The sequence below is a fragment of the Streptomyces cyaneofuscatus genome, assembly GCF_000718135.1.
GTDB lineage: Bacteria > Actinomycetota > Actinomycetes > Streptomycetales > Streptomycetaceae > Streptomyces > Streptomyces cyaneofuscatus.
Genome location: NZ_JOEM01000030.1, coordinates 54,483 through 66,168, shown reverse-complemented (window position 1 = coordinate 66,168; position 11,686 = coordinate 54,483). Strand labels below are relative to the sequence as shown.

Sequence of the window (11,686 nt, the reverse complement as noted above, 5' to 3'; positions counted from 1 at the left end):
GCTCCGCGTGCTTGTCACGTGATCCTGGACGGCACGCTGTTGCCGATCGACCGGATCGCCGCCGCCACCCTCTACTACTCGGGAAAACACAAGCGGCACGGCCAAAATGTCCAGGGCCTCACCGATCCGTTCGGCCGACTGCTCTGGGCGTCGCCAGCCCTGCCCGGCGCCACTCACGACCTGGCCGCAGCCCGAAGCCATGGCAGCCTCGACGCGCGGCCACCGTGGGCCTGAACTGCTGAGCGGACAAGACCCACCAAGGCGCCGGTCGGCACACACGAGTCCCCTTTCGCCGCCGCCGACTCAAACGCGCGGGCGCCAGCTGGGCCGACCTCGCCCACCCTCTCGGCGTCGCCAGCCGCCAAGCCGCCGAACGCCGCTACCTACGCGGCCGCCCCGGCCCCGAAGGCACCACCGGCGAACAACGCGTCACCGCCACCCGCCAAGCCCGCGCCGCGACCCGCACCACCGCCGCCTGGGCCCGCCACAACGCCGCCGACCTGCGCCGCCTCGCCGGCCAGATCACCGCACTCACCGACCTGCCCGCCGCCGCCCACCGACCGGTCGGCGAGCTCCACTCGGCCCTCGCCCACGACAATCCCGCCGACATCATCGCCCCGCTCGTCGCCACCCGCCCCCACCTGGCCACAGCCCACCCCGACCTCGCCGACCAGCTTGACGCCCTCACACACCCCTGACGTCAGCCGGTTCACCAGCGCAGCAGCAGCCCGTCGAACTCCGCGCCGACGGCACCAGCACGACGAAAGGTCCCGACCGCTCAGGGCAGGCCAGGGAGCCACACGCACCTCGGGAAGCAGACACGGCCCCGACACCGGGCGGGTATCGAGGCCGCGGACCGCGAAGGCGTGAAGACCCATGACCAGCGCACGCGTCGCCAGCCCACCACCTTCACCACCAAAGACAGAGCCCTCCTGGACCCGCAGGCCAGAAAGCGTCCTCCCACCGACGCGGCGGGGTTCCGGCCTTCTCGGCAGCGGCCATGGCCACCCGTCCTCCCCACCAACGCGAAGGTGAGCCGAATCGCCCACGTCCGGCGTCTGACCGACTGCGTGCCCTCCGCGCGAGCAAAGCCCCCGAGGCGGAGAAGCGGCTCACCAACGATCACCAAGGACCACCCCCCGCGGCGCCGAACACAGAGAACACGGCGTCGAGCTCGTCCTCGCCCTCGGCGCGAGCTGGGACGTGCACCACAAGGCAGCCACACCTGATCCGTGATGAACTATGGCCCGGCTTCGAGACGCTGACCTCGTCTCGAACAGGAGAGTGGGGGAACCGTGGGCCTGGGTGGGGAGGCTTGGCGCCGACTGAGCGCTGTGCTGCTCGTCATGGCGGTGGCAGCCGGGTGTACAGGGCAGGGCGAAAGCGCGGGCGGCGGAAACGACGAAGACCTGCTGCGAAACCACAACTGGACGCAGATGGCGGGCACCACCGCACAGAACGGCATCCTGCGGGTCAGCGCATCGGACCGGCACATCGTGGAGCAGGACTCCTCCGGCGGCCAACCCAACCCCCCACTGAACCTGGCCGGCCCACACCTCAGGTCCGATGGCGACTTCACCCTCACCGCACGCATGTCCGGTGTGGGTGACGATGCCGGCGACTCATGGCTGCGGCTGTACGGACGCGTACCGGTCATCTACGACGAATGGCGGCAGGAGCGGCCCTCACTCCGCGTCGGCGTGAGGGCCGACGGACGAGTAAGGGTGCAGATATGGGACGGCGACGGCGATGAGCCGACCACCTCCAAGGACTTCGACTGCGGCTGCTCCGGAACGGTGACGCTCGCCGTGTCGAGCATCGGTGACACATTCCGCGTAAAAGCCGACGGGCAGCAGCTGGGAACCGTACATGACCCGGGGGTGTTCGCCGAGGGCACTGTCTGGTTCGGTCTCGAGGCGGACACGGGCGAAGACGAGCGCCGAGAGGGATGGCATCTGACCCAACTGATCGCGCGGCCGGAGAGCGGTGACTCGCTCCGCGTGATCAAAGCCCCCCAGCTACGCCAGCAGCAGTCCGACGACACGCTGCGCGCGCGGGCCGCAAATGTGGGACGACCCTTCGACGTCGGCACCGCCCTGGCCGAGAACCCGCTGCTCACGGACTCACGTTACCGGGCACTCGCGGGAAGCCAGTTCTCCATGCTCACTCCGGAGAACGCGTTCAAGCCACAGTTCCTCCATCCACGCCGCGGCGTCTACGACTTCCGCGACGCGGACCTACTCGTACGCTTCGCCCGCGCAAACGACATGAAGGTGCACGCGCACACCCTCGTCTGGCACGAGGCTCTGCCCCACTGGATGCGGGAGAACGACGACCCCGAAGAGGTACGCCGGACCATGCTCCGGCACATCGCCACCGTCGCCGGGCACTTCAAAGGACAAGTCGCAGAATGGGATGTGGTCAACGAGCCCATGTCCGACGACGAGAAGAGCTACACCAACGGGGACCTCGGTCTGCGATCCGAGCAGAGCCCGTGGTACGAGGCCATGGGCGAGGACTACATCGACGAGGCCTTCAGGGCTGCCCACCGGGCCGACCCAGAGGCACGGCTGTTCCTCAACGAATACGGGGTCGAGGAGGAAGGCGAGCGATGGGACGCCCTCTACGATCTGATCAAACGGCTCAAAGAACGCGGCGTACCGATCGACGGCGTCGGTTTCCAGAACCATGAGTACACACCCGGCGACCGCACCGCCCCAGAGACTTTCCGCAGCCATGTCCAGGATCTGGCGGAACTCGGGGTTCAGGCGCGGGTGTCGGAGATGGACGTCCCCATAGCTGAGGACGAGAGGAACGGCCGAGAGACCCAGGCTGACGAGATGGCAGGTAAGCTGCGAGTCTGCCTGGAGGAGCCGAACTGCACATCATTCTCCGCCTGGGGATTCACCGACCGGTACGGCTCCACCGCCGACACCAAGATCTATCCCCCGCGCACGGCCGATTCCCTGCCATGGGACACGGGCCTGCGGCCGAAGCGGGCGTACGAGCGCCTGCTCGAAGCCCTTCGGACTGCCCCGTAACCCCTGGCGGGCGCACCACGACAGCTCAGTCACCTCACCGCGTTCTCCGCCCCCGGGATCATCCAGTACGCGAACGCCCCTACGGCCCTACGATGCACCGCATCTGATGCCGCGCGCTGATCCACCAGGACTACAGGACAGCCCTCAGGTGTGATCTCGGGCGGGGCCATCCCCGCACGCGCGGAGAGCACGCCGTGTGCGCGGCCTGAGCCTTCATCAGGGCCGGCTTACCTCCGCTCGCGCGGGGACGACTTCTCTGCGACCACGTCGTACCGAAGAGGGTCGGAGCTACCCCCGCGTCGGCGAGGAGCACGTGAGGAAGGAGGCGGGAGAGATGTTGGTGCGCTTCGACAGAGGCCGGGCGGCAGGCGCGCCTCGGTGATCACGGTGACGCCAGTGCTCTCCGGCCAGACGCCCTGCCACCGCCGTCGAGGCACCGCCACGCGCTGAACTTTCCGGCGCACATCTGAGCTACACGACCGCTTCGCCCGTACCGGCGCCCGACGTCCAGCCGGCGGGCGGATCGGACGTCCTGGTCCGGATCGAATCCGACCACCCCGAGCGCTTCCGGGACGAGTACCGGCAGGCGTTGGAAGACATCATCGCGGCCAAGGCCGACGGAAAGCCGCTCCCCTCCCCCGACGACGGCAAGGAGAACAAGGCGGGAGAGGTCGTGGACCTCATGGCCGCCCTCAACGCCTCGGTCAAGGCAGCCAAGGAGTCCCGCGGCGAGGACCACAACGGCGAGGACGCGACAGTCCACGAAATGCGCCCCGCCAAAAAGACCAGCGGCCGCACGGCACCCGCGAAGAAGAAGGCGGCCTCCTCGAAGACCACCACCGCAAAGAACACCACTGCCAGCTCCTCATCCCGGGCGAAGAAGCGCACCGGGAAGAAGGCGGCCGCGAAGAAGCGCACCGCTTCCTGAACTGACGGCGTCGGGGCTCAGGTCGGTGTGTTGGCGTCGGCCTTCCCTGCCAACCGCTGGCCACTCCAACCACTCGGCGGCCGACGCGGGGTCCGTGGCGGAGGCGTTGGCGTTGACCGATAGGGTCGTGGCCATGGGGGATGGGGAGAATCGCAAGTGCGTTTGGTGCGAGAAGCAGTTCACGCGGCGTTCGCGATGGCGGGCGAAGCGCTACTGCAAGCGGAGGCACCAATACACGCACTACGGCGCGATACTCGTGGGCTCCTTGTTCTCCTGAACAACTGTCGTCCTCGTCCGAGGTCAGCGCGTACTTCTGCCCCTCGCCGGCCCACCCTGATGTTCGCATCGCACCCCCAATGAGAGCGCTGATCTTACCGACGCCCGACAACTCACCGGGCAGTCGTCGGCGCTGTCCCTACCCTTGACCCCACCCCGTCTATCTCGGAGGCCCATTGACGAGCCACATAGCCGCCCCGTTCACGTGAAGTGCAGAGAAGCACCCGCTACCGCAACCGAGGCTGCACCGCGACGGCCCACACCCAGTCCGCGTCCGCCAGCCGCTGCGGGGCGGGGCGAGGACGGCCAGGAGCAGCCGCCCGACTTCGCCACAGGACTCACCATGAAGCTCACCACCCGCCCTATCGGCGGCCTGCTTACACAGCTCCCCCATTTGTAACCAGTCAGTCGGAGGCTGGCGCCCCATGCCAAGGACTCGCGTTCTCGCACGGAAGACCCGAAGGAGTACCCGCGGGCAAGAAGCGTTTGCGCTCCTCTTCGGTGTAATCGCGCCCGGCCGAGGAGCAGAGGTGGGGGAACCAGTTAGCGCGAAGAAGGTCGTAGGTCTGCCTCCAGCCCTTGGCGTAGGCGACCAGGCGGTCCTCGTAGACGATCGCTGTCCGCCTGATGTCGAGCACGGTGGGGACAGCGCCGATATGACGGCCCGTGTCGGTTGCCCACAGGTCGTAGCCGTCGGCGGATTCCGTAATCGCTGTGCCGTCCGAGGCCAGAGAAACCAAGTTATCGAGCTTGTCCACTGCCATGGGACGCCCCGTGGTCTTTCGCTGGTCCACCGACCACTGGCGGACGGTGCCATCCGCACTCTGCACCAACAGATTCCGACCATCGGCCGAGAAGACGAGGCTGAGTTGCATGAAGTCATGGAAGACGGGGTTGATCGCGTCACCGGACAAGACTCCGATCCGTCGGTCGGCGAGGGTGTCCCAGAGCTGGATGGTGCCCCGGGAAACGCCCGCCCTGGTAACTACCGCGACCTGGTGGGGGTGGTCCGGTCGTGGCACCAGCTGTCCGGACGAGCGGAAGGGCGCGATGAGCGCCCCGTTCGTGCGCTCGACCGGCACAGGGCGTCCCGCTTGTAAGCCGGTGACGGAGTCCACCCGCAGGAGCGAGCCTCCCACCGTCAGAACAGCTATGTCGCCGCCCGTCAGAGGGGCGACCCAGTCCAACGTGCCGAGCTGCTTTCCGCCATCCGCGCCGACGTCGAGCTCGACGGCCTTCCAGCGCTTCAGGTCGCCGGCTTCGTAGACGAGCAGCGCCGTGCCGTTTGCCTGCCACACCGCGAGCCGGCCGTCGCTTGGCGTCCACACCACCCGCCAGGTCGGGCTTCCGGAACCGATCTTGGGTAGTTTGACGGAGTCATCCCGGCCGTTAACAGTGTCGTGGACGTACAACCGCCCCTCGTTCACCCAGGCGACGGTCCGTCCGTCGGGAGACAGCGCGTCCGGCACGCTGTTGATGTTGGACTTCTCCTCCCTCAGCGGAGCTCCAGGTTCTGTCGACAGCACCATCAGCGTGCTACCGATTGCGGTCAGCCCAAGGACCGGTTCGCCCTCTTTCCCCACGGCGGCGATCGTGGCGTCCGCGTCTTTGATGTGTGGTACCCGTGTCCTGAAGGTCTCCCCGGTGGGCACCCGGGTGAGGGCGACCTCCACGAAGGCTCCTGCGTCCTCCTCCCGCGTTACGTACCCGCCCGTGTCGTCCGGCAACAGCGCACCGCCGGGCAGGCGCCGGGACGCCCCGGTAGTGGTGTTGTGCACGTACATGAGGGAGGGGGACCGGAGGTCCGTAGTGCGTTCCTCGACGACGTAATCACCGCCCCCGAGGAGCCGTAGATTCCCCCGCGGGACGCCGGTGACGATCTGTCGTACGGTGCGGCTGGAGCCCAGTTGCCGAAGCTCCACCACGCTCACCAAGTCGCGTGACGTAATCCAGAGGAGCGCGACGGTATCGGGGTCCTCGCCGAACGCGGCTTCGTCCGGCGCCACCCCACTCGGAACGAGATCGTCGGCCACCGACAGAGGAGCGCCATCGGCCACTTCCCAGGCCTCTACGAACCCCTGCTGGCCATGATCCTGCGGGCGGGGCTTCTTTCTGCTGAGCAGCCGAAGCAGCCGCTTCCCGTCCTTGCTGAAGTCGAGATCCGCCGCGTACGCAGCTTGATCAGCCGTATCAGCGGCCTTCAGGCGTAGGGGATGGTGCGGTTTTCCGTCGAGCCGCCACAGGAGCACCCGGCCGTCCGGTGTCGCCACCGCGTAGTGCCTGCCGTCGGAGCTGATCTCGGAGCGTACCTCGCCAGTCGGCGCCCCGCGCAGTGTGTAGGGCTGGGGCGAGCCATTCATTGCTCCTGTCACTACGGTCACCACGACGGGTGCGTCGCCCGCAGGCTTGGACCACACCACCAGGGTGCGACCGTCCGGTGTGGCGTCGAGACTCATCGCTTTCCCGGGCCAGAGGCCGGCATGACTGTCGCGCAGGTACTCCCCGGTGACATGGCTGCGCAGCAGCGCCTCCTGCGCCTGTGGTGTGTCGTCCGCGTTCCAGGCCGCCATGGCCAGCTGGATCGAGCTTCCGGGATCATGGGAGGCCCTGTCGCCGGACTCGTCGGCGAGTGCACGGGACGCGAGGGTACGCAGCTGTCGCTCGGCCTTCTGGCTGCTGTCGCGAGCCATATTGGCGAGCACGCTGGCGCCCATCAAAAGGACCAGTAGCGCTGCCACCAGTGCCTGCAAGCGCCGGAGTGCCCGCCGTGCGAACTTCCGGCTCGCACTGATGTACGCGCGCTCAAGTGCGGTGATCTCTGTCGGCCGTTGGTCGGCGTACTCGACGGCCGCCTCGAGTACCCTGCCGCGGAGCAGGGCGCCCGTCTCCTCACCCGTCTTTTTCCAGCGTGTCAGGTCTCGGCGCAGTTCCTCCTGCCAGGTCCGGAATTTGCGGCTGTCGTCCAGCCAGTCTCCCAGCCGCTGCCAGTGGCGGGTCAGGGCTTCGTGCGCGAGGTCCACGATCTCCCTGCCCTCATCGGTGCGCCCAAAAACGATCAGCTTCCCGGGTGAGAGGCGGCGTGCGAGCGCCAGCGCGGCGGGGTCCATATCAGCAACGGGGGCGGGGCGCCGGGTGTAGCCGCCTTGGTCTGCCGGACGTGCCAGCTGGACGAAGAGCGCCTGTGCGAGGGGGAGTTCGTCTTCCCGGACCACGGCGCGAAAGAAATCCTCCGCGTACCCGGCGAGAGCGCCGGCGATCCCGCCGAGGTCCTGGTACACGGTATGGGTCAGCATGGACCGCTCGCGCTGGTCCCACAGACGGGTCAGTGCGAACTCCACGAGGGGCATACGTCCCGGCTCGTCCGCCGCGTCACGCACGATGCGGTCGGCGAGCCCAGGCTCTAGCCACAGTCCGGGCACCGCGTCGACGGGCCGGGTAATCGCGTCCCGCAGGTCGCCGGGGCCGAGCGGGGCGAGGAACATCACCGCGTCACTGAGCGCAGAGGAGGTCTCGGCCGTCATCAGGGCTTCGATGGAGTCCGGGCGCGCCGTGACTACCGCCCGTGGGGCGAAGCCGGATGCCCCGTCGACGGTGCCGCATAGATGGACCAGCAGGTGGAACAGTCTTCGTGCGGCGTCCGGAGCGGCGCCTGCGTACTCCTCCAACTGGTCTACGACGAAGAGGTGGCCGGCCCGGCCGCCTCTTCTCCGTAACGCGGAGCGCAGGCCGGAGGCCACCTCTGCCGTCGCGGTCTCGTCCGAAGCCTCGCTGAGTAACCCAGTGAGCTCCGCCGCACTGCGCAGCCGGTCCGTCTCCCCGGGGTCTGGTTCCAGCACGGCCGTCAACGCCTGAGCCAGCACGGCCTCTGGCCGGAGGCCCACGACAGGACGCATCAAGGAGACGGTCAGGCCGTCTGCCCGCACTCCCGGCAGCAACCCGGCCCGGATCAACGACGATTTGCCACACCCAGACGGCCCAGCCAGCACGGTGACGGGACGGGTCTGGACCGCGCGGCGAAGCCGTTCGACGTCCGCTCCTCGGCCGTGGAAGAACGCGGCGTCATCCTCGTCGAAGGTGGCCAGCCCCCGGAACGGGCACTGCGGCGCCACCACATCCTCATCCACCAGCTCAGAGGACGGAACCAGGTACGCCGTGCCATTCAGCCCGCCGCGTCCAGCGGCCACCGTCATACCGATAACACCGCCCTGCGCGTCGTCCCAGACAGCCGATCCACTGAATCCGGGCTGGATCGCCGCTCCTCCCGGGCCCGAGTCCATCTGGAGCCAGCCTGACCCCTGCACGCCCCGCAGTGAGCCGGTCGCCCATGCCCCGTTGTCGCCACCGGCCGGGAATCCGTAAGCCCGGAATTCGTGGCCCCAGACGGCAGTCCCGTCGACGAGCGGCACCGGACGCGCGCCCGCCACCGGATGGGCAAGCAGAAGCAACGCCACATCTCCGCTGTCATCCTCCTCGCGAGTGGGCTGCCAGGAGACGACTGTGGCGTTTACCGCCGGAATGCGACCGTCGGCGTCCCGTAACAATGGGAATTCGACGCACGTCACGTCCGTGGGGGCGTTCTCTGTATCCCTCGGGAGACCGAGAGCGTCAGCTACCACATGCGCACAGGTGCAGACGATGTTAGGGGCGACGAGGAAGCCGGCCCCGGCCACCGGGCCATCGGCACGTGCACTCAATGAACTGACCGCCGACAGACGCGCCGACGATGCTGCCCGTAAGCGCACCAGGCCGGATTCGGCCGTCCCCGCTCCGCGCACGCGCGAGGGACCATTCATGCGGAACGATCGCGATTCCACTCAAGAGTGACCGCGAAGTTCGCCTCGCCCGCAGTCCTGGCCACCACTACGCCGGCCTCTGCGGACAGCTTGATTCCGAACTCCACGCTCACCGTGTCGGGAGGCTGAGCCATGTCCCGAACACTCCGCGCGACCGCCTCCACGGCAGGTCGGACATGGGCCAAGGCCTCCTGAAGCGTCTCGGCGGAGGCGCGCGCCAACTCCGAGCCGCGCCCCACCCTGCCTATCCCACTCTCCTCGGCTCCAGGCCCGTCCATCTCGACCCGGACTGCAGTACCGTCCCCGAGCTGCATATCCCCGACCCGTGCCATGGCGCTCCCCCGCTAGACCATGCTTGACGAACCGCCGACAACTCTAACTGATCCCTATGTTGTTCTGCGGGATATGGTGAGCCCTGCGTCCGGGAGAGCGCGGGCCTCAACACCACATACAAGCCAGGTCAGTCACGCAACGGATCGATCAACCTGGATGTCGGGGCCCGGGAGGGCGCGTGGAAGGGACTGTCAAACGAGCGCTGTAACTCGGGTTGTTGAGGGTTACTGAGCCTTTTCCAACCTCACGCTGACGCGTGATGAAGGACGAGGACAGCCTTGACGATCGCTGTGATGCGGTTGGTGCTGCAGCGGAGCTTCCGCAGGAGACGCCAGCCCTTCAGGGTGGCCATGGCCTGTTCGCCGAGGCAGCGGATCTTGGCGTGCGTGCTGTTGTGACGCTGTTGCCACCGCTTGAGGCGACGGCCGCGGAAGGGGACCCGGATAGAGCCGCGGGCGCTTTGATACGCCTTGTCAGCCCAGCACTTGGGGTCAGCCTCGGCGGGACCTTGACCCAAGGCCGGGTAGTTAGCGTTTTCGCAGGTCACGCAAGCCAGTTGAAGGATTTCCGACGCAGAACAGCGGAGCTCGTTGGTACAGGCAGTCGTCCAAGACAGCTTGTACTTGAGGAGCTCCGTTGCCGTTTCATCCTGTCCTGCCGTCCCCGGTGATGGCCATCACCCGTACGGTCACTGTGGCCGCGGGCCGGTTCGCGCCCGGGCATCTGGGCGAGCTGACGGCCGTCGTGCCGTTCGAGCTGGTCGACGCGGTCCTGGAGGAGACCCGCTCGGTGCAGAGACGACTGCGTGATCTTCCTTCGCGGGTCGGGATCTACTTCCTGCTCGCGATGTGCATGTTCCCCGAGGTCGGCTACCGGCTGGTCTGGGACAAGCTGACGGCCGGGCTGGCCGACGTGCCGGTGGCCTCCCCGACACCGAAGGCCCTGCGTGATCTGCGCCGGCGACTGGGCAGTGCGCCGGTGCGGGCGTTATTCGAGGTTCTCGCGGGGCCTGTGGCCCGGCCGACGACACCCGGCGTGCGGTTCGGGCCGTACCGGACTGTGTCATTCGACGGCTGCAGTTCCCAGAAGGTCCCCGACTCCGGACGAAACAGAGCCTGGCTGGGGCGGACCTCCCACCACGGCTATCCCACACTGGAGTTGATGACGCTGGTCGAGACCGGCACACGGGCCCTGCTCGGCGCGGTGTTCGGGCCCACCGCAGAGGGCGAGACCAGCTATGCCTCGCGCCTGCTGCATCTGCTGCGGCCGGACATGCTCGTCCTGTGGGACAAGGGCTTCGACGGCAACGACTTCCTCGCCTCCGTCACCGCGACCCGCGCCCAGTTCCTGGGCCGGCTCCGCAGCAACCGGCGTACTCCCGTTCTCACACGTCTCGCCGACGGCTCATACCTGTCGGTGATCGCCGCCGAGAAGGTTCGTGTGATCGACGCGAACATCACGGTGACCTGCGCGGACGGCACCGTCTTCACCGGCTCCTACCGGCTGGTCACCACCTTGACCGACGCCGGCCGCTACCCTGCGGCCGTGCTGGTGGGCCTCTACCACCAGCGGTGGGAACACGAATCTGCGTACTACGCACTCCGCCACACGATCATGAACGGGCGCGTCCTGCGCTCGGGCGACCCGGCCGGCCTCGAACAGGAGATGTGGGCCCTGCTCACCCTCTACCAGGCCCTGCGCACCATGATGGTCGAGGCCGCCGAGTCGCTGCCCGGCACCGATCCGGACCGCTGCAGTTTCACCATCGCCCTCCAGACTGCCCGCGACCAGGTCGTCCAGGCCGCCGCCGTCATCACCGACCCCGCCGATGCCGGTCGCGTCGGGCTGATCGGGCACCGGATCCTGGCCCGTCTCCTGCCGCCCCGACGGCAGCGCGTCAGCACCCGCAAGGTCAAGTCACCGATGTCCCGTTACAGCACCCGCCATGACGACGGCAGGCCCGACACCAGCCGCACCATCACCGGTCTCGACATCAGCGTCCTCGAACACCGCGAACCACACCCCCAACTCCCCGCCATCTCCCGCGACGACCGGAACACCGCCCACGCCGACCGCCGCCGCCACCGGATCCTTGGCCTGCTCGAAAAGGACCCCACCCGCCTCTGGCGCCCCGCGACATCGCCTCCCACTTCGGCGACATCACCATGGAGACCATGTACAGACAGCTCTCCAGATGGGCCGAGACCGGCCTCATCCACAAACTCGGCCCCGGCCTCTACGCCGCCACAGCTTGGAGCTCAACACCCTTTGCGTGACCTGCGAAAACGTTAACTACCTGGCCTTGGACCTTGACC

5 protein-coding genes and 3 pseudogenes are annotated in these 11,686 nt (G+C 67.8%); 5 read left to right on the top strand and 3 right to left on the bottom strand.

Annotation, left to right across the window (positions count from 1 at the left end; all coding sequences use genetic code 11):
* The 4 genes and pseudogenes from IF17_RS1000000138795 to IF17_RS1000000138215 form a co-directional block, all read left to right on the top strand.
* Nucleotides 1-239, top strand: a pseudogene (locus tag IF17_RS1000000138795) (transposase family protein); the annotation flags it as partial.
* Nucleotides 240-311: 72 nt separating this feature from the next.
* Nucleotides 312-698, top strand: a pseudogene (locus IF17_RS1000000140035) (type III effector protein); the annotation flags it as partial.
* Between the two features lie 597 nt (nucleotides 699-1,295).
* Complete coding sequence (locus IF17_RS0133435; RefSeq protein ID WP_030574406.1) at nucleotides 1,296-3,041, top strand: endo-1,4-beta-xylanase; 1,746 nt, start codon at nucleotides 1,296-1,298, stop codon at nucleotides 3,039-3,041.
* Nucleotides 3,042-3,630: 589 nt separating this feature from the next.
* Nucleotides 3,631-3,969 carry a Ku family protein gene (locus tag IF17_RS1000000138215; RefSeq protein WP_209437792.1) on the top strand — a complete coding sequence of 113 codons (339 nt, stop codon included), beginning with the start codon at nucleotides 3,631-3,633 and terminating at the stop codon, nucleotides 3,967-3,969.
* A gap of 680 nt (nucleotides 3,970-4,649) precedes the next feature.
* On the opposite strand, the gene IF17_RS0133425 is transcribed toward IF17_RS1000000138215, so the two are convergent.
* The 3 genes and pseudogenes from IF17_RS0133425 to IF17_RS1000000138210 all read right to left on the bottom strand — a co-directional run.
* Nucleotides 4,650-9,038 carry an nSTAND1 domain-containing NTPase gene (locus IF17_RS0133425; RefSeq protein ID WP_078616123.1) on the bottom strand — a complete coding sequence of 1,463 codons (4,389 nt, stop codon included), beginning with the start codon at nucleotides 9,036-9,038 and terminating at the stop codon, nucleotides 4,650-4,652.
* Complete coding sequence (locus IF17_RS1000000140030; protein ID WP_244890572.1) at nucleotides 9,035-9,316, bottom strand: CU044_2847 family protein; 282 nt, start codon at nucleotides 9,314-9,316, stop codon at nucleotides 9,035-9,037. Before IF17_RS1000000140030 ends, IF17_RS0133425 begins: the two co-directional genes overlap by 4 nt.
* A 299-nt stretch (nucleotides 9,317-9,615) precedes the next feature.
* Nucleotides 9,616-9,867, bottom strand: a pseudogene (locus IF17_RS1000000138210) (transposase family protein); the annotation flags it as partial.
* A 173-nt stretch (nucleotides 9,868-10,040) separates the two neighbouring features.
* Here IF17_RS1000000138210 and IF17_RS1000000140175 point away from each other — a divergent pair.
* Complete coding sequence (locus tag IF17_RS1000000140175; protein WP_063830252.1) at nucleotides 10,041-11,663, top strand: IS4 family transposase; 1,623 nt, start codon at nucleotides 10,041-10,043, stop codon at nucleotides 11,661-11,663.
* Nucleotides 11,664-11,686: the final 23 nt, after the last annotated feature.

What these genes read in the sequence shown, in the direction of transcription:
- IF17_RS1000000140030 (WP_244890572.1), bottom strand. Translation starts at nt 9,316, where the DNA reads ATGGACGGGCCTGGAGCCGAGGAGAGTGGGATAGGCAGGGTGGGGCGC.
- IF17_RS1000000140175 (WP_063830252.1), top strand. Translation starts at nt 10,041, where the DNA reads ATGGCCATCACCCGTACGGTCACTGTGGCCGCGGGCCGGTTCGCGCCC.
- IF17_RS0133425 (WP_078616123.1), bottom strand. Translation starts at nt 9,038, where the DNA reads ATGAATGGTCCCTCGCGCGTGCGCGGAGCGGGGACGGCCGAATCCGGC.